Source organism: Stenotrophomonas maltophilia (assembly GCF_013464915.1).
In the GTDB taxonomy this organism is placed as follows: domain Bacteria; phylum Pseudomonadota; class Gammaproteobacteria; order Xanthomonadales; family Xanthomonadaceae; genus Stenotrophomonas; species Stenotrophomonas maltophilia_AT.
This window is the reverse complement of sequence record NZ_RAVT01000033.1, coordinates 1-18,976: the sequence shown is the minus strand read 5'-3', so window position 1 is coordinate 18,976 and position 18,976 is coordinate 1. Positions and strand designations below refer to the sequence as shown.

The following is an 18,976-nucleotide window of genomic DNA, read 5'->3' as shown; positions in this document are numbered from 1 at the left end:
CCAGGGAAGATGCCGTCAGCGCATGGGCACCAGCGCCGCATCGCGCCGGTACAAGGCCGGGAACTGCCTGCCCAGCGCGGCCAGCTTCGGTGCGTCGTAGTAGCGGATGTAGGCCGCTTGCGGGTAATTGGTCATGTAGTTCTGGTGGTAGCTCTCGGCCGGGTAGAAACGCTGGCCGCTGACCAGCTGGGTGACGATCGGTGCGCGGTAGCTGCCGGCCTGGCCGAGCTGGGCGATGTAGGCGCGGCTGGCCGCCTGCTGGCGGGCGTCGTCGGTGAAGATCGCCGAGCGGTACTGGCTGCCGTGGTCCGGCCCCTGGCGGTTGAGCTGGGTCGGGTCGTGTGCCACCGAGAAGAACACCTGCAGCAACTGTCCGTAGCTGACCTGGCGCGGGTCATAGTCGATCTTCACCGCCTCGGCATGGCCGGTCTGGCCACTGCTGACCCGCTCGTAACGCGCGTTGGCGGCGCTGCCGCCGATGTAACCGGAGACCGCATTGCTCACGCCCTTCACGTGCTGGAACACGCCCTGCACCCCCCAGAAGCAGCCACCGGCCAACACCACGCTGGCGTGGGTGGCGTCATCGCGGAACGCGGCATCGCCGCTGGGTGCGGGCAGCGCGCTGGTCTGAGCGCTGGCTTCGACCGGCGCCGCCACTGCGCGGTGATCGACCAGCAGCACGCCAGCGATGAGTGCGGTGGCCACCAGTCCGGCAACACCGGCGGCAATGCCCTGTTCAAAGGAGAGTTTCATCGTGTCCTCCCGGTTCAACCGAAGGTGAAGGCATAGGCCTGCACGCCCGCGTCGAGGAACTCGATCTCGAAGCGGTGCGGGCCGACCGTGCCGCGTTGGCGTACCAGCTGGTACAGACGGTGCTCGTCGACCACGCCGCTGCCATCGGCACCGACATCAGTGCCGGCATCGGCGGCGGGCAGCGGCTTGCCATCCAACAGGACGCGGAAGCGCACCGGCTTTCCTTCCTGGCCCGGTGCCAGCACCAGGTGCAGGTCGCGCGCATGGAACTGGAAGGCAATGCGGCCACCGGCCTGCTGCAGCTGTGCGGCTTCGTCGGTAACGGTCCAGCGCCCCGACAGTCCCCACCGGTTCAACGCCAGGGTGGCCGGCAGGTTGTAGTCGAACGCGGTGTCGCTGCGCTGCCCACCGGGTGAGGCGAACTGCTCGGCACGCGCGTGGCCCAGGTAGGTTTCCGGCGAGCGCAGATTGCCCATGTCGGCCTGCGCGGCTACGCCCTGCAGGTCTGCGGCGGCCGGATCGGCCGGCGGCGGCAGATGGGTCTGGCCGGCCTCGGTCAGCAGGCGGCGGATCACCTGTTCCGAGCGCGCGTAGTTGCCTTCGCCGAACTGGTGGCCACGGATGTTGCCCTGTGCATCGACGAAGTACTGCGCCGGCCAGTAGCGGTTGTTGAACGCGCGCCAGATCGTGTACTGGTTGTCCAGCGCCACCGGGTACGCGACCTTCAGCTGCTGCACCGCCTTCATGACGTTGCGCGGGTCACGCTCGAAGGCGAACTCCGGCGTGTGCACGCCGATCACTACCAGGCCATGGTCGCGGTAGCGGCGCTCCCATTCGTGCACGAACGGCATCGCACGCAGGCAGTTGATGCAGGAATACGTCCAGAAATCGACCAGCACCACCTTGCCGCGCAGCTGCTGGGCCGTCAGCGGCGGGCTGTTGAGCCAGCCGGTGGCGCCATCGAGTGCTGGCAGGGTGCCTTCCACCGGCAGCGGTGCATCGGCCCCGGCATTGGCGCCGGCCATCATCATCATCGGCGGTGCCGCCGGTTGCGCACCAGGTACCGCATCCAGCAGGCCCTGTTCGATGCGCGCGGTGCTGACCGTGGACAGGCGGGTCAGCAGGCCGGTATCCCAGCCCAGCCCGATCGCCACCACCGCCAGCAGCGCGGCCACGCCCAGCACCTTGCGCAGCACGTCGCCGAGGCCGAGCCGCGCCTGCAGGGCGCGGAACACGCGGCCACCCACCCATACCGCCAGCGCCAGCGCGGTGATCGCACCCAATGCATAGGCCAGCAGCAGCGTGCTGGTGCCGACGCTGGCGCCGTGGAGGGCGGCACCGGTCAGTACCAGGCCAAGTATCGGCCCGGCACACGGTGCCCACAGCAGGCCGGTGGCGATGCCGATCAGCAATGATGTCCACGCGCCGCCACGCCCGGCGGCATCGGCCGCATCGGCGCGTGCGCTCAGCCGCGCACCCACGCGCTGGAACGGCGCCAGCAGATGGTCGGCCAACCGCGGCCACAGCAGTGCCAGCGCGAACAGTGCCATCAGCAGCAGGGCGATCCAGCGTCCGATCTGGTTGGCCTGTGCCACCCACTGGCTGCCCACCGCAGCCAGGCTGGCGACCACGGTGAAGGTGAGTGCCATGCCCAGCAGCAGCGGCAGCGTGCTGCGCAGGAAGGGGCGGTCGGCACGTGCGAACACGAACGGCAGTACCGGCAGGATGCACGGACTGAGCAGGGTCAGCGCGCCCCCCAGGTAGGCAAGCAGCAACAGCAGCATGGTCAGGCTCCGGAAAGGGTGGAAGAACCGACCGGCACGCGCCAGCCGTCGGCGGTGCCATCCCCGGCACCGGGAACGAACACCATCGCCGCACCGTTCATGCAGTAGCGCAGCCCGGTCGGGCGCGGGCCATCGTTGAACACGTGGCCGAGATGGCCGCCGCAGCGACGGCAGTGCACCTCCACCCGCAGCATGCCGAAGGTGACGTCGCGGTCTTCGCCGATGGCGTTGTGCAGCGGCGCCCAGAAGCTGGGCCAGCCGGTGCCGCTCTCGAACTTGGTGGAGGAGGAGAACAGCGGCAGTGCACAGCCGGCGCAGGCAAAGGTGCCTTGCCGGTGCTCCTTGTTGAGCGGGCTGCTGTACGGGCGCTCGGTGGCCTGCTGGCGCAGCACCGCGTACTGCGCCGGGGTTAGCTGCTGGCGCCACTGCGCATCGCTGTGCATGACCTCGAACTGTCGCGACGGGCGCGCTTCGGCGGCGGCCGGGGCGGCGCGGCTGCAGGCCCCCAGGCCGAGCAGGCCGGCGGCGGTGGCAACACCGCCCAGGCCCAGCAGATGGCGGCGGGACAGGGACATGGCGGACTCCGGGAAGGGGCGACGGGGCCATGCTGCGCCCGCCCGGGTCAACGAATCCTCACGCAGGATTCAATTTTTCGTGAGGTATCGGCAGCCGTCCCGCGCCACAATGCAGCCAGCCTCCCCACTGGCCCCGAGCTGCCGATGTCCACCAAACGCGTGCTGATCGTTGAAGACGATGCCCACATCGCCGACCTGCTGCGCATGCATCTGGGCGATGAGGGCTACGACGTCGCCCATGCCGCCAGCGGCGATGCCGGCCTGCGCCTGCTTGAGCAGGAAGGGCCATGGGATGCGCTGGTGCTGGACGTGATGCTGCCCGGCGTGGACGGCCTGCAGGTCTGCCAGCGCGCACGCGCGATGGCGCGTTACGTGCCGATCATCATCATCAGTGCGCGTGGCAGCGAAACGCAGCGCATCGTCGGCCTGGAACTGGGCGCGGACGACTACCTGGCAAAGCCGTTCTCGATGCCGGAACTGGTGGCCCGCGTGCGTGCGCTGCTGCGCCGGGCCGAGGCGATGGCGCAGAGCGCGCGCATCGATGCCGGTGCGATCGAGCTGGGGGGCTTGCAGCTGGACCCGGTCGCGCGCACCGCGTCGGTGGATGGCAACGCGCTGGAGCTGACCCCGCGCGAGTTCGACCTGCTGTTGTTCTTTGCCCGTCATCCGGACCAGGTGTTCGCGCGCATGGAGCTGCTCAACCAGGTCTGGGGCTACCAGCACGACGGTTACGAGCACACGGTCAACACCCACATCAATCGCCTGCGCAGCAAGATCGAGCCGGACCCGGCCAACCCGCGGCGGCTGCTGACGGTGTGGGGACGCGGCTACAAGCTGGTCGATCCGGCCGGGGCGGTGGCATGATCAAGCCGAACCTGTGGCAGAAGCTGGCGGCGGTGATCGCCGCGCTGATGCTGATGTGCTGCATGGCGCTGCTGGCGCTGCAGATGCGCGCCAATACCCGCCACGAGCAGGAAGTGGTGCAGCGGTTGTCGCTGGGCCTGGCGGAGCACATCGCCCAGCGCAGCGAACTGATGGACACCAGTGGCATGCGTGACGCCGCGGTGCGCGCGTTGTTCGGCCAGCTGATGGCGGTCAATCCCAGCGTCGAGGTCTACCTGCTGGACGACCAGGGCCGCATCCTCGGCCACGACGCGCCCACAGGCCATCTGGTGCGCAACAAGGTGGACGTGGCACCGCTGCGCCGGCTGCTGGCCGGTGCGCCACTGCCGATCCTCGGCGATGACCCGCGCAGTGCCGATGGCCGCAAGGTGTTCAGTGCCGCACCGTTGATCGTGCAGGGCCGCCAGGCCGGCTACGTGTACGTGGTGCTGGTCGGCGAACACCGCCAGATGCTGTCCGACGACCTCGCCGCCGGCAGCCAGTGGAACACCACGCTGTGGTCGGTGATGCTGGTCGGCAGCCTGGGCCTGCTGGCCGGGCTGGTAGCGTTCTATTGGGTGACCCGCCCGTTGCGGCGGCTGACCCGGCGCATCCAGGCCTTCGACATCGATGCGCCGACGCCGCTGCCGCCGCCCGAGCCGCTGCGCCCCGGTGAGCGCGACGAACTGGTGATCCTGGAACACGCGCACGCGCAGATGGCGCAGCGGCTGGGTGAGCAATGGCAGCAGCTGCGCCAGCAGGATCTGCAGCGGCGCGAGCTGGTGGCCAATATTTCGCACGACCTGCGCACGCCGCTGTCGTCGCTGCACGGCTACCTGGAAACGCTGGCGTTGAAGGATGCCACGCTGTCGCCGGACGAGCGCCGCCGCTATCTCGGTATCGCCCTGGCGCAGAGTGCCAAGGTCGGTCGGCTGGCACGCGCGCTGTTCGAGCTGGCGCGGCTGGAGCACGGCGAAGTACGGCTGGAGTGGGAGGTGTTCGCGCTGCCGGAGCTGCTGCAGGACGTGCTGCAGAAATTCGAGTTGGCGGCGCAGGCGCGCAACCAGTGCCTGCACGCGGACTTCCCGCCAGGCCTGCCGTTGGTACGCGCCGACCTGGGCCTGGTCGAGCGCGTGCTGACCAACCTGCTCGACAACGCGCTGCGGCATGCGCCCGACGGTGGCCGGATCGAGGTGCGCCTGCGCGCGACGCCCGACAGCGTGGAGGTGAGCGTAGCCGATGATGGTCCTGGTGTTGCCCCTGCACTGCGCACGCAGCTGTTCCAGGCACCGGCCGCGCTGGGCGCGCGACGTGGCGAGAACGGCGGACTGGGCCTGCTGATCGTGCAGCGCATCGTGCAGCTGCACGGCCGTCGCATCGAACTGCGTGACAGCGAGCGCGGCGCGCTGTTCGTGTTTGCGTTGCCGCGCGCGGAACCGGCGGCCTAGCAGGCCGCCTCGCACTCCACCACGCCGCTGCTTTCCAGCGGCAGGTGCAGGCGGATGCAGGCACCGCCCAACTCCGAATCGGTCACCTCGACGTGGCCGCCATGCTTGTCGGCCACCACCTGCACCAGGGCCAGGCCGAGGCCGAAACCGGGGCTGCCCGGGTCAAGCCGCACATACGGTTGCAGTACCTGGCCGCGCAGTTCGGGCGCGATGCCGGGGCCATCGTCCTCCACCTGCAGGCACAGCCAGCCATCGTTGACGGTGCTGGCGATGCGGATCTGGCGTCGCGCGTAGCGCAGGGCATTGCCGAGCAGGTTGCGCAATGCCAGTTCCAGCATGTGCCGGTTGACGTTGACCAGTCCCACCGGCGACAGCGCCTGCTGCACGGGCATCGGCAACGGCGCGAACTGGGCGACCACGCCGCGCACCAGTGCCGCCAGCTGCAGGCGCTGCCGGGTCAGCTGATGGCAGCGACCGAGTGCGGCGTACTCGACGCCCGCATCGGTCAGGTGCTGCAGGCGATCAACGTCGGTGCGCAGGCCACCCAGCGCATCGCGCTGCACCTCATCAAGCGCGGTGTCCTCCAGGTCGGCCAGGCCGAAGCGCATCCGCGCCAATGGGGTGCGCACCTCGTGCGCCACCGCCTGGGCCAGCACGCGCTGGCTTTCCAGCAGCTGCTGCAGCTGCTCGGCCATATGGTTGAAGGCATTGGCCAGCGGCCGCACCAGCGCGGTGCCGGCGCGTGGCGCACGCGTGTCCAGCTGTCCGTCGCGCATCTGCCGCGCCGCCTGTGCCAATTGCGAGACGTCCCGCCACAGGCGGTAGACCATCACGTACATCGGCAGTGCCACCGCCACCATCAGGATCAGCAGCAGGATGGCCACGCCGGATACTTCGCTGTCCTGCCAGCCTTCGTCGGGCAGCGCTTCGTCCAACGGCCCCAGCATCACCGCGTAGTCACTGTCGCCGATCCGCTGCAGGCTGCGCATGTGCTCCAGGTCGATCTGCACGCGGCCGTTGTTGAAGGGGGGACGCTGGCTGGCCGGCAGCTCCTTCGTCGCCTCGGCCAACGGCACCATGCGCAGGGCGTAGGCGAAGTCGGCATCCAGTTCGCGCGCCAGCGCCGGCCACTGCTCGCGCGGGGTTTCGGCGAAGCGGTGCTGCAGCAGGGCATGGGTGCCACGCATTTCGGCCTGGAGCCCGGCTTCGGTGCGGTCTTCCAGCAGCGCGTCCCAGGCCCACAGGCCGAGCACGATCAGCAGCAGATGGGCGACCAGGAAGCCGATGCCGTAGCGCAGGAAGTGGAAGGCGTGGCCGCGCATCGCCGAGGGCGTACGCTTCATCCCCATGCCGATCGGCTGAACAGGTAGCCGCGGCCGCGTACGGTCTTGATCCGTTCCGGCTGCTCCGGGTTGTCGCCCAGCTTGCGACGCAGGCGCGAGATGCGGGCATCGATCGAGCGGTCCAGGCCGTCGAAGGCGATCCCGCGCAGGCCGCGCAGCAACGCGTCGCGGTCGAGGATCTGCCCCGCGTTGCTGGCCAGCAGGAACAGCAGGTCGAACTCGGCGGTGGTCAGTTCCAGCTGGGCGCCCTGCAGGTGGACGTTGCGCGTGGACGGGTCGATGTTCAGCTCGCCGAAGCGCAGGCTGCCGTCGCGTGGTTCAACCCGGCGGTGGCGGCGCAGGTGGGCGCGCAGGCGGGCCAGCAGCACTCGTGGTTCGATCGGCTTGCCGATGTAATCGTCGGCGCCCAGTTCCAGTCCCAGCACCTGGTCGATGTTGTCGGTGCGGGCGGTCAGCACGCAGATGATCCCGTCATAGTGGGGCCGGATCTGCCGACACACTTCGAAACCATCCTGGTCGGGCAGGCCGACATCGAGCAGGACCAGGGCGGGCTTCTCGGCCAGGATCCGGGTCACCGCACGCTCACCGCTGCGCTCGTGGGCCACCTGGTAGCCATGCCGCTGCAGATAGTCGCTGACCATCGTACCCAGGCGGGCATCGTCTTCGACCAGTACGATATCCAGCATTCTCAAGGCCTCCGTGGACGCAAACGTACCGCCACGGCACGAGCGCGGCGATGCTATCCCAGCCTTCGGGCCGCCCGGGTCCCGGGGGCGGGCGCCATTCAGCCGGGGTTGCTGGCGCACGGGCCGGGCCTCAGGCCCGGCAACAACTTGGCGTCCAGCATAGCCTGTTGCTGTTACAAAACGTTACCTTCGTGATACGTACGGTGACCATCGCTGACAGCAAAGCGACTGACGCGGGGCCGGGGGCGGGCCGAGCATGGAGTCTCCTCCGCTCCGCGTGCCGTTCCCATGTCGCCCGCCGCCGCCTGCCTGCTGAACCCGTCCCGCCGCTGCCGCTGCGGAGGTGCCCGATGAGCGGCGTGGTCGGGGCCTGGCTGCCCCCCGCCGAGGACGAACACCTGCTGCAGCAGCTGGCGCCGATGCTGCGCGCCCTGCAGCAGCGCGGCCGGGGCCGCATCGGCTACTGGACCGACGCCGAGGCCGGCCTGGCGCTGGGCCATTGCCGGGCGCCGACCGATACCCCGCTGCAGCCCCTGAGTTCGGACTGTGGCCGCTACGTGCTGTGCCTGGATGGCCGGTTGTACAACCGGGCCGACCTGCAGTCGCAGCTGCGCGATCTTCCACGCAGCTGCAGCGATGCGCGGCTGCTGCTGCAGGCGATCGTCGAATGGGGCGTGGAGCGGGCACTCTCCCGCATCGAGGGCGCGTTCGGTTTCAGCGTATGGGACCGCGAGTCGCGCGAACTGTGGCTGGCCCGCGACCCGGTCGGCGAGCGGCCGCTGTACTACGGCTGGTACCAGGGCCAGTTCCTGTTCGCCTCGGAAATGAAGGCGCTTCAGGCCTTCGCCGGCTTTGCCCCGAGCATCGACCAGGATGCGCTGAGCCTGCTGCTGCGCCATGACTACGTGCCGGCACCACACACCATCTACCGCGGCATCCACAAGCTGGTGGCAGGTGCGATGCTGCGCATCGATCTGAATGACCATGCGGCTGGCGGTTCCAGCCAGGCCGCGCAGGGCGGCTCACGCTACTGGTGCGCACGCGATGCGATGCAGAGCGCACTGCAGGAACCGCTGCAGCCGGCCCCCAGCCTGGAGCAGGCCACCGACCAGCTGGAAGCGGTACTGCAGAAGGCCATTGCCGCACGCATGCACTCGCCGCTGGCCTGCGGCGCGTTCCTGTCCGGTGGCACCGATTCTTCATTGGTAACCGCAATGATGCAGGCGCAGTCGACCCTGCCGATCGAAGCCTGGACGGTCGGTTTCGACGATCCCGGCCATGATGAGAGCGACTGGGCCTCGCAGGTCGCGCGCCACCTGGGCGTGCAGCATCACCTGCACCGCATGGACGCGCGCCAGGGCCTGGACCTGCTGCAGCGCCTGCCGCAGGTCTGGTGCGAGCCGTTCGCCGATGCCTCGCAGCTGCCGACCCTGCTGGCCAGCGAACTGCTGGGCGCTCGCAAGCCGGTTGCACTGACCGGTGACGGTGGCGATGAACTGTTCTTCGGTCACCCCAGCTACGGCCGCGCGCTGCGCAATGCACGCCTGTGCGGTGGCCTGCCGGACTGGGTGCGTGACCTGGCACGGCGCAGCGGCAACCGCATGAACGTGGAGCGTGGCCGCCTCGGCGGCTGGCGCGCACTGGTGGCCGAGGTCGCTGCCAACGACGTGGAAGGCCACTACCTGCAGCGCGTGACGCGCTGGCGGCAGCCGGCGCAGGTGGTGCTGGGCGCGCGCGAGCCGATGACGATCTTCCAGCAGCAGGACACCGCGTTGCCGGCCGAGGCGCGCATCCAGCTGCTGGATTTCCGCATGGACCTGGCCGAGGGCATCCTCGCCAAGGTCGATCGTGCGGGCATGGCGGCGGGTGTGGAAACGCGTGCACCGCTGCTGGACATGGAGGTGGTGCGGTTGGCCTGGCGCCTGCCGCAGCACCTGAAGTACCACGATGGCGAGCACAAGCTGATCCTGAAGCACCTGCTGGCGCGTTACCTGCCCGAACCGCTGGTGTATCGCCCCAAGCGTGGCTTCGGGCCGCCGATGGCGCGCTGGTTGGCCGGCCCGCTGCGCGATTGGGCGGAGGCGCTGCTGGACCCGCAGCTGCTGCGCAACCAGGGCTGCTTCGATGCGGCGCGCGTGCGCGGTATCTGGGAGGCGTTCCTGCGCGGTGAGCGCAAGTGGCACACGCACCTGTGGAATGTGTTGATGTTCCAGGCGTGGCACCAGCATTGGCACGGTGGCCGCGGGCGCTGAGCCGTCCCAGCATGGCGTGTGGCGGATTCTTTCTGCGCGGCGCAGGGCGGAGGCCCTTGCGTACGAATGTCCTCCGGCGCCGGCCGTTGGCCGTCACCTCCCCCTTTACTTCGTACGCAAGGGCCTYCGCCCTGCGTTCGGAGTTYGTCGGCGCCTCRTTGARWGGCTGCCRCGAGCGCTGCGCTTTTCCTGCCGCAAGCCRAGCCTCGTCGGGGCGGGCAGGGGTCTGGGCAAAGTAAAGGAGGAGGTGACGGCCAACGGCCGGCGCCGGGGGACATTTGCCCAGATCCCTGCCCGCACCGGCGGGGCCCTTCAGCTCGCGGAGATCTCGAACGAAGACGTACTTCGGAATCCAAGCGCCAGGCAAAAAAAGACCCGGCAGAGGGAGGGATCTGCCGGGTCCGGATTGCATGGGGGGAGGGACCCATGCAATGAGCGTTGCGTCGCGTCAGTGACTGTTCGCGTCCGCCGTTGATGCGTTGTAACCCTGCGCCAGTTCGGACCAGGCCTTGCTGGCCTGCAGGCCGAGCCCGACCATGTCCTGCTGGGCCTGGCCCAATCGTTGCAGGTTGTCCTGCCACAGTTGCGCGCCCTTGGAGAGCGTACCGGCCGCGTCTTCACTGCGGGCCAGTTCGCCCAGCCAGCCGCTGGTGGCGGTCAGGTTGCGTTCCATCGCCTTCAGCTGCACGCCGAACATGCTTTCCGCGTTCTCCAACGCCAACCGGTTCGCGCGCGTTGCCGCGGCGGCGAGCTGGCGGGTGGCATCACTGAAGCGATCGCTGAAGGCGGCGGCCATGGGGCATCAGGAAGTGGCTTGATGCATTGCAGCATACGCCCTTGATGCCGCATTGCAACAAAAATAACAAAGGCGCCCAAGGCGCCTTTGAAAAACCTTTCAGATCAATGGTTTGATCAGATCGCAGGGCCGCGGTAGCGGCAGCCCGAAGTGCAGGTTTCGTGCACGGTGATCTCGCTCAGCGCCGGCAGGCTGGGCTTGAGTTCGTTCCAGATCCACACCGCCAGGTTCTCGCTGGTGGGGTTCTCCAGACCGGGAATGTCATTGAGGTAGTGATGGTCCAGGCGGTCGTAGATCGGCTGGAAGGCCGCCTTCACGTCGCCGAAGTCCATGATCCAGCCGGTCTGCGCACCCGGTTCGCCCTCGACCTTCAGTTCCACCCGGAACGAGTGGCCGTGCAGGCGCGCGCACTTGTGCCCCGGTGGCACGTTGGGGAGGCGATGCGCCGCTTCGAGCATGAAGACTTTGAAGATTTCCATGGCGCGATTGTACGCCGCGGGCGGCCCGGCAGCCTGAGTGGATGTTGGGCATTCGTGAAGAAAGTCTTTTCATCCGGATGAAGAGATGATAGCTTCTCTTATATCCGTATGAAGAGATGTTATTGGCCGGACCCCGGCCAGGCATGGACTACTGCGGGACTTCATCGCCCTTACCACCTCCCCCACATCGTCATGCCCAAGCACACCCTGCTCGTGGCGGCCCTGGCCGTCGCTCTGGCCGCGCCTTTGTCCGCCGCCGCCGAAACCTCCGCCGACGCCAGTGGCGAAGCCAGCACCCTGGCCGCCGTGCGCGTCACCGGTTCCAACATCAAGCGCGCCGATACCGAGGCCTCCAACCCGGTGCAGGTGATCGGCCGCCAGCAGCTGGAACAGACCGGCAAGGCCACCGTGGCTGACGTGCTGCGTTCGATCTCGGCCAATACCGGCAACGCCAGCAACGAAACCACCAACAATGGCTGGGCCTCCGGCTCTGCCGGCATCGGCCTGCGTGGCCTGTCGCAGAAGAACACGCTGGTGCTGCTCAACGGCCGTCGCCTGGCCAACTACGGTTTCCCGGCCGGTGGCCTGTCCGACACCTTCGTCGATCTCAACGCGCTGCCGCTGGTCGCGGTCGAGCGCATCGAAGTGCTCAAGGACGGCGCCTCGGCGGTGTACGGCTCCGACGCCGTGGCCGGCGTGGTCAACATCATCACCCGGCAGAACTTCGAAGGTGCCGAAATCGGTGGCAGCTTCGGTGGTGCCGACCAGGGGGGGCTGCACGAGCAGAACCTGAAGTTCGTCGGTGGCCTGGGTGATCTCGACACCGATGGCTACAACATCCTCTTCAGCCTGCAGGGCTACAACCGCGAGCGCCTGGACCAGGACGAGCGCAACCTGACCAGGAGCGGCATCTACACCGACAAGCCCGGTGGCCGCTGGAACGGCTGGTCGGCCAAGGGCGCGCGCTACCTGGTCAACGGCGTGTCGGTGCCGATGCTCGACGCCAACGGCAACTGCCCGGCCGGCACCACCCGCGTTGCCAGCGCGCCGATCGATGGCCTGGCCGGCGATACCTGCGGCTTCAACCAGGCACCGTTCACCACGCTGATCCCCTCGACAAAGCGCTACCAGGCCTATGCCAACGGTACCTTCCGACTGAACGACAACGTCGAAGCCTTCGGCGAAGTGCTGTACAGCCAGATCAAGAGTGCCGCGTGGTTCGGCAGCAGCCCGTTCTTCACCCTGGAGAGCGGCCGCTTCGCACTGAACGCGAACAGCGGCCTGGCCGAGCCGGTGTCGTCGCTGCTGCCGGCCAACAATCCCTACAACCCGTACGGCCGTGCGATCCCGATCGAGTACACCTTCTTCGACCTCGGCGGCACGATCAAGACCAACCGCTCCACGGCCTACCGCGGTGTGTTCGGCCTGCGCGGCACCACCGCGTCGTGGGACTGGGAAGTGGCTGCGTTCGGTGCACGCAGCAGCGAGCGCGAGAGCGTGTCCGGCGGCTTCGCCAACCGCTGGGCGCTGGCCGATGCGCTGGCCACCGGCAGTTACAACCTGCTGAACCCGGCGGCCACGCCGCAGTCGGTGCGTGACTCGATCAACATCGCCACCCTGCGTCCGGCCGAGTCCAAGCTGCAGGGCATCGACGCGAAGATCTCCGGCAGCCTGGGCCACACCTGGGCCGGCGAGATCGGCTTCGCTGCGGGTGCCGAGTGGCGCCGCGAGAAGCTCGATTCCAACAACCCGTGGCAGATCGACGCCGGCCTGCAGGTGCGCCCGGCGATCGCCGAAGTGCACGGCAAGCGACAGGTCAGTGCGGCCTACGCCGAAGTGAACGTGCCGCTGGCCGCGACGCTGGAGCTGTCCGCCGCCGCGCGCGCCGACCACTACGACGATTTCGGCGATGCCTTCTCGCCGAAGATCGGCCTGCGCTGGCAGCCGCTGGACGTCCTGCTGGTGCGTGCGTCGGCCTCGAAGGGCTTCCGTGCTCCGTCGCTGTCGGAGAACTCCAACAGCACCAGCATCGCTTACGGCAGCGTGGTCGACCCGCGTGATCCGGACGTGCCGGGCTCGCGCCAGAACCCGACCTTCTTCACCGTCGGCAACAACGAACTGAAGCCCGAGCGCACCAGGAGCGTGAACTTCGGCGTGGTGCTGTCGCCGTGGGCCAACACCAACCTGAGCGTGGACTACTACCGCATCCAGCTGGACAACCTGGTCGGCACCAACAACACCCAGACCCTGGTCAACGACAACGTGGCCGGTGCCGTGCAGCGTGATGAGCGCGGCAAGCTGCAGGCGGTCTACAACCGCTACCAGAACCTGAGCGAGCTGAAGACCTCGGGCATCGATGTCGAACTGCGCCAGCGCATCCCGACCGCCGCGCTGGGCGACTTCACCGTCTCCTCGGCCTACACCCACGTGCGCGACTACCGTCGCCCGACCGTGGTCGGTGGCCCGCTGGTGGACTACGCCGGCAGCAACCTCGGCGCGACCCTGCCCAAGGACAAGGCCACCACCACGCTGGACTGGAAGTACGGCGATTTCAACGCGGCCGTGACCTGGTATTACACCAGCAGCTACCGCCAGGAAGCCAGTACCGCGGCCAAGGCCGTGCAGCAGCGTGTCGGCAGCTACAGCCAGTACGACCTGTACCTGGCCTACACCGGCATCGACAAGCTGACCGTGTACGCCAAGGTGCAGAACCTGGCCGACAAGACGCCGCCGTATGACGCCTCATTCCCGGGCATCCGCGCGCCGTACGACTTCAGCCAGTATGACCTGCGTGGCCGCTACTTCACGCTGGGCTTCGATTACCGCTTCTGATCCATCCGCCGCGGCCGGTCACCWTCGGGGGCCGGCCSCGCGACTGTCTGCCGTTGAGTTCCAGGGGAGTCACCGTGTCCTTGCATCGCCGTGCCGTTCTTCCGCTGCTGATCGCCGCCGCCACCGCGCTGTCCTCGCCGCAGCCGGCGCAGGCGCAGAGTGCGTACTTCTTCCCGCAGTCCACCGAGGCGGCCGCGTTCGAAACGTCCATTCCCACGCCGGAACAGTTCCTTGGCTATCCGATCGGCAGTCGTTACACCCGGCACGACCAGCTGGTGGCGTACTTCCAGGAACTGGCGAAGCGTTCCGACAAAATCAGCGTGCGCGAGATCGGCCGCAGCTATGAGGGGCGCCCGCTGCTGATCGCCACCGTCACCGCGGCGGGCAACCACGCGCGGCTGGAGCAGATCCGCCAGCAGCACGCGACCCTGGTCGATCCGGCGCAGCCGCGCAGCGCCGCCGGTAACAGCCCGGTGGTGGTTTGGCTGGGCTACAGCGTGCACGGCAACGAGACATCCAGTGCCGAAGCCGCGATGCTGACCGCCTACTACCTGGTGGCCAACCGCAGCGCCGAAACCCAGCAATGGCTGCAGCAGGCGGTGGTGCTGTTCGACCCGGCGCAGAATCCGGACGGCCGCGATCGTGCCGCCAACTGGCACAACGCGTGGGCGTCCGACCCGGCCTCGGCCGATCCCGCCGACAAGGAGCACGTCGAGCCGTTCCCGCAGGGCCGCACCAACCACTACTTCACCGATCTCAACCGCGACTGGCTGGCGCTGACCCAGCAGGACTCGCGGCCGAAGGTGGAGGTGTTCCACCAGTGGTACCCGAACGTGCAGATCGACTTCCACGAGATGGGCAAGGACAGCACCTATTACTTCGAACCTTCGCCGAAGAGCATGCACAGCCCGCTGATTCCGGCGGCGTCATACGACTTCAACAAGACCCTGGCGAAATACCACGCGCAGGCATTGGATGCGCTGGGCTCGCTGTACTACACCGGCGAGAACTTCGACAATTTCTCGCCGGTGTACGGCTCGACCTATCCTGATTTCCACGGCGCGGTCGGCGTGACCGTCGAGCAGGCCAGCTCGCGTGGCCGCGTGCAGGAATCGGTGAATGGCCTGCTGACCTTCCCGTTCACCATCCGCAACCAGGTCGCGACCGGCCTGGGCACGGTGCGTGGCGCGGTGACCGAGCGCGGCGGCCTGTTCGACCTGCAGAAGCAGTTCTTCCAGAGCGCGCTGAAGCAGGCCGCGCAACAGCCTGTGAAGAGTTTCGTGTTTGGTGATGCGCATGACCCGGCGTTGACCCGTCGCCTGCTGGAACTGTTGCTGCTGCATCGCATCGAGGTGCGCGCGCTGGATCGCGCGGTGACCGTGGATGGCCAGCACTTCGCACCGGGCAGTGCCTACGTGGTGCCGGTGCAGCAGGCGCAGTTCCGGCTGGTGCATTCGATCTTCGCCGAGACGCCGCCGATCAAGGGCGATGTTTTCTACGGCAGCACCAGCTATGCGATTGCACCGGCGTATGGCGTGGCGTTCGCCGGCAGCCGCAGCCGTGTTGAGGGCGGTGTGCGCGTGACCACGCTGCCTGCGGAACAGGGGACGGTCGTCGGTGGGCAGGCCGGATTCGCCTACGCCATCGACTGGCGCGACTACAACGCCGGACGCGCACTGGCGGTGCTACAGCAGAAGGGATTGAACGTGCGCGCCGCATTCCAGCCGTTCACTACCGCGACCGCACAGGGCGAGGTCAGCTTCGCCGCTGGCAGCCTGGTGATTCCGGTGGCTGGGCAACCGCTTCAGGACACAGCACTGCTTGAAGCGGTGACGTCTGCCGCGCGCGAGGCGGGGGCGCAGGTGCATGCGCTGTCCAGCGGCCGCAGCCGCGAAGGCATCGACCTCGGCAGTGACGGCGTCAAGGCGCTGCGCAAGCCAGTCGTAGCGCTGGTGATGGGTGAGGGCGTGGCCCCCACCGAGATCGGCTCGGCCTGGTTCCTGCTCGACCAGCAGCTGCGGCTGCCGGCCAGCAAGCTGGATCCGCAGCAGCTGGGCAAGGTGCCGTTGGACCGCTACACCACCATCGTGCTGGCCGGCGGCACTTACACCGGCGTCGATGCCACGGCAGTGGCCGCACTGAAGCGCTGGGTGCAGGGCGGCGGCTCGCTGGTGACCTACGGTAGTGCTTCGAAGTGGGCGATCGAGCAGAAGCTGGCCGACGGCGAGAAGCTTGGCAAGGACGAAGAAGCTGCTGACGAGAGCCGCCGTGCGTTCGGCGACCAGCGCGACATCGCCGCGATCGAGCGGGTCAGCGGCAACATCCTCAGCGCAGATGTGGACACCAGTCATCCACTGGCATTCGGGGTGCCGCGTCGGCAGTTGTCGATCAACAAGGAGAACACGGTGACGCTGCAGCCGAGCGCGAATCCCTTCTCGACGGTGGTACGCATCGACACGCCGCCGCGGGTGAATGGTTACCTGTCCGAGCGCAACCGCGCGCGGGTAGCAGGCAGCGCGTGGCTGCTGGTGTCGGCGCAGGGGCAGGGCAACGTGGTGTTGTTCGCGGATGATCCGGCGCACCGCAAGTACTGGCACGGGACGGATCGGCTGCTGATCAACGCGATCTTCTTCGGGAATCTGGTGAATCCGAGTAAAGCGCGGGGTTGAGGCTTTGCGCGCCTTGATTGATGCGTGTGGGGGAGGTCGGGCGGGCTGCGCAGGACACGCTGTAAATACGTCCATGTAAGCTCGATCGGCGCATCCATGCGCCTCACGGTCCTGCGCAGCCCGCCCGGCCTCCCCTCGACAGTTTCCTGCGGGCGCGGACGCATCAGACCGCCAAGGCGGGAGCAAGGGCAAAAGCAAACGCAAAAGCAAAAGCAAAGCCAGGAATTGCGACTTCGGCTTTTGCCTTTGAATTTGAATTTGAATTTGAATTTGATCTTTCTTCTCCCGGCTACCCGGCGGGAGAAGAGGGCGCAGGCAATGCTTGAAGCGGATGGGCATGGGGGCAGCGCAGAACCGTTGGCGCCATGGATGGCGCCATCGAGCTTACATGGACGTATTTACAGCGTGTTCTGCGCTGCCCCCATGCCCATCCGCCCTCGGTACTGCCACCGCGTGCTTCATCACCCAGTAGCCCGCAACAAAAAAAAGGACGGCGCGTCAGCGCCGTCCCTCGATAAGCCCCCCGCGCAGCGGGAAGCACCATCCATGTCAGCCGGGATCAGCCGGCGCGACCGCCGCCGTTGCCGCCCTGGCCGCGGCCACGGCCGCCACCATTGCCACCACCGCCACGACGCTGGCCCTGACCGGCACCTGCACCGGCACGCTGCTGGCCATTGCCACTGCCCTCACGACGGCCGCCACCGGCCTTCTTCGGGCCCGCGTGCGCATGGCGCGGCGCATCACCGTGCGGACGGCGCGCGTGGCTCTTGCGCGGCGCGCGCTCGCCGGTATCGTGCTCGGCCTTGCCCGGCGCACTGTTGCCCCAGCGGATCGGCGTCTGCAGTTCGAAGCCCGGCACATCACGGATGTCCATGTCGCGGCCCAGCAGGCGCACGATCGCGCGCAGCAGCTTCACTTCGTCCTGTGCGACCAGCGAAATCGCCTGGCCGGTGGCGCCGTTGCGGCCGGTACGGCCGATGCGGTGCACGTAGTCCTCGGCCACCATCGGCAGATCAAAGTTGATCACCTTCGGCAGCTCGTTGATGTCGATGCCACGCGCAGCGATATCGGTGGCCACCAGCACGGTCACGCGGCCAGCCTTGAAGTCGCCCAGCGCACGCAGGCGCTGGCCCTGGCTCTTGTTGCCATGGATCGCCGCGGTCTTGATGCCCGACTTTTCCAGGAACGTGGCCAGCTTGTCGCTGCCGTGCTTGGTGCGGGCGAACACCAGGGTCTGCTCGCGGCTGTCCTGCGCCAGCAGGTGCAGCAGCAGGTCACGCTTGCGGCCGGCATCGACCGGGTGCACGCGGTGGGTGATGGTTTCGGCCACGGTGTTCTTCGGCGTCACCTGGATCTGTTCCGGGTTGCGCATGAACTCCAGCGCCAGCTGGCGGATGTTGTCCTCGAAGGTGGCCGAGAACAGCAGGGTCTGGCGGTTCTGCTTCGGCAGCTTGGCCAGGATGCGCTTGATCGACGGCAGGAAGCCCATGTCGAGCATGCGGTCGGCCTCGTCCAGCACCAGCAGTTCAATGCCGGACAGGTCGATGCTGCGACGCTCCAGATGGTCGATCAGGCGGCCCGGGCAGGCCACCAGCAGGTCCACGCCGCGGCGCAGGATGTCCAGCTGGTTGCCCATGCCGACGCCGCCGTAGATGCAGGCGCTGGGGATGCGCAGGTACTTGCTGTAGCCGCGCAGGCTGTCGTGTACCTGGGTGGCCAGTTCGCGGGTCGGGGCCAGGATCAGCGCACGCGGCTTGCGCGGGCCGCTGCGCACTTCCTGCGAGGCGGTGCCCAGGTGCTGCAGCAGCGGCAGGCCGAAGGCGGCGGTCTTGCCGGTACCGGTCTGTGCACCGGCCAGCAGGTCGCGACCGGCCAGCGCCAGCGGGATCGCCTGCTGCTGGATCGGGGTCGGGTTTTCATAGCCCTGCTCGGCAAGCGCACGCAGCAGGAAGGGCGCCAGGCCCAGCGATTCAAAAGACATTGAGTTTGCTCCAAGTACAAGAAACGCCTGTCCGACTGGACAGACGGGGGCAGATCAAACTGATCGGCTGACTCGGAGCGTTCCCGTGAACCGCGCTGCGAGAATTGGGTGCAGCCGGCACGGAGCGCAGGCTGGAATGCGTGACGAACGGCGTCGGAGTGGGGGCGGGCGAAGAGGGCGGACCCTGGTCGCCGGCGATCCCGGAGGGAAACGGACGGCCGCTGCAGACCCTGCAAGTCTAAACGATGTTTGAGACTTCACGCAAAAAGGCCTGTTCAGGTAGGGGTTCTGCCTGCAGGGCTTGCAGCCCTGCACCCGCAGAGGCCAGAGCCAAGGCCGGAGCAAGATCAAAAGCCGGGTTCCTGTGGGTTGGCGGGGTGGGTCCGGTTGCGGGAGACGCCGTAAACCCCCAGACCGGCCCAGCCGCTGGCGGCTGTGCGTTCGGGCGCTTGCGAAGCAGTGCTTCGCAAGCAAAGCGCCCTCACCCATGGGGGCT

General features: G+C 67.9%; 13 protein-coding genes. 5 read left to right on the top strand and 8 right to left on the bottom strand.

Annotated elements, in window-relative coordinates; genetic code table 11:
* Positions 1-15: 15 nt before the first annotated feature.
* The 3 genes from msrA to msrB are packed head-to-tail and all read right to left on the bottom strand — an operon-like array spanning position 16 to position 3,112.
* A complete protein-coding gene (gene msrA, locus D7T59_RS12420; RefSeq protein WP_180851336.1) occupies positions 16-753 on the bottom strand; it encodes a peptide-methionine (S)-S-oxide reductase MsrA in 738 nt (245 codons plus the stop codon).
* A gap of 14 nt (positions 754-767) precedes the next feature.
* A complete protein-coding gene (locus D7T59_RS12415; RefSeq protein WP_180851337.1) occupies positions 768-2,537 on the bottom strand; it encodes a cytochrome c biogenesis protein DipZ in 1,770 nt (589 codons plus the stop codon).
* 2 nt (positions 2,538-2,539) lie between these two features.
* Positions 2,540-3,112: a peptide-methionine (R)-S-oxide reductase MsrB gene (gene msrB, locus D7T59_RS12410; RefSeq protein ID WP_164137373.1), complete on the bottom strand. Its 573-nt coding sequence runs from the start codon at positions 3,110-3,112 to the stop codon at positions 2,540-2,542.
* A gap of 144 nt (positions 3,113-3,256) precedes the next feature.
* Here msrB and D7T59_RS12405 point away from each other — a divergent pair, with 144 nt between their 5' ends.
* Together D7T59_RS12405 and D7T59_RS12400 are read left to right on the top strand one after the other, a co-directional pair.
* Complete coding sequence (locus D7T59_RS12405; protein ID WP_180851338.1) at positions 3,257-3,976, top strand: response regulator transcription factor; 720 nt, start codon at positions 3,257-3,259, stop codon at positions 3,974-3,976.
* The gene (locus D7T59_RS12400; protein WP_180851339.1) at positions 3,973-5,442 is read left to right on the top strand and encodes a sensor histidine kinase; all 1,470 of its coding nucleotides are present in this window, start codon (positions 3,973-3,975) and stop codon (positions 5,440-5,442) included. Before D7T59_RS12405 ends, D7T59_RS12400 begins: the two co-directional genes overlap by 4 nt.
* On the opposite strand, the gene D7T59_RS12395 is transcribed toward D7T59_RS12400, so the two are convergent.
* On the bottom strand, positions 5,439-6,785 hold the full coding sequence (locus D7T59_RS12395) for an ATP-binding protein (protein ID WP_164137371.1): 1,347 nt from the start codon (positions 6,783-6,785) through the stop codon (positions 5,439-5,441). The genes D7T59_RS12400 and D7T59_RS12395 overlap by 4 nt on opposite strands.
* Complete coding sequence (locus D7T59_RS12390; RefSeq protein ID WP_180851340.1) at positions 6,782-7,471, bottom strand: winged helix-turn-helix domain-containing protein; 690 nt, start codon at positions 7,469-7,471, stop codon at positions 6,782-6,784. The genes D7T59_RS12395 and D7T59_RS12390 overlap by 4 nt, the downstream gene beginning before the upstream one ends.
* Before the next feature lie 350 nt (positions 7,472-7,821).
* Here D7T59_RS12390 and asnB point away from each other — a divergent pair, with 350 nt between their 5' ends.
* Positions 7,822-9,723 (top strand): asparagine synthase (glutamine-hydrolyzing), encoded by a 1,902-nt coding sequence (gene asnB, locus D7T59_RS12385; RefSeq protein ID WP_180851341.1) that lies wholly within the window; start codon positions 7,822-7,824, stop codon positions 9,721-9,723.
* Between the two features lie 448 nt (positions 9,724-10,171).
* Here asnB and D7T59_RS12380 read toward each other — a convergent pair whose 3' ends face one another.
* Together D7T59_RS12380 and queD are read right to left on the bottom strand one after the other, a co-directional pair.
* Entirely contained in the window at positions 10,172-10,519 is a 348-nt protein-coding gene (locus D7T59_RS12380; RefSeq protein ID WP_111113628.1) for a phasin family protein, read from the bottom strand.
* Between the two features lie 116 nt (positions 10,520-10,635).
* Positions 10,636-10,998 (bottom strand): 6-carboxytetrahydropterin synthase QueD, encoded by a 363-nt coding sequence (queD, locus tag D7T59_RS12375; protein WP_004141227.1) that lies wholly within the window; start codon positions 10,996-10,998, stop codon positions 10,636-10,638.
* A 192-nt stretch (positions 10,999-11,190) separates the two neighbouring features.
* On the opposite strand from queD, the gene D7T59_RS12370 reads away from it, so the two are divergent.
* On the top strand, positions 11,191-13,830 hold the full coding sequence (locus D7T59_RS12370; protein WP_180851342.1) for a TonB-dependent receptor plug domain-containing protein: 2,640 nt from the start codon (positions 11,191-11,193) through the stop codon (positions 13,828-13,830).
* A 74-nt stretch (positions 13,831-13,904) separates the two neighbouring features.
* Positions 13,905-16,499, top strand: a complete 2,595-nt coding sequence (locus D7T59_RS12365) for a M14 family zinc carboxypeptidase (protein ID WP_180851343.1) — start codon at positions 13,905-13,907, stop codon at positions 16,497-16,499.
* Between the two features lie 559 nt (positions 16,500-17,058).
* Here the strand turns inward: D7T59_RS12365 and D7T59_RS12360 are convergent.
* Positions 17,059-18,480 carry a DEAD/DEAH box helicase gene (locus D7T59_RS12360; RefSeq protein ID WP_180851344.1) on the bottom strand — a complete coding sequence of 474 codons (1,422 nt, stop codon included), beginning with the start codon at positions 18,478-18,480 and terminating at the stop codon, positions 17,059-17,061.
* Between the last annotated feature and the right edge of the window lie 496 nt (positions 18,481-18,976).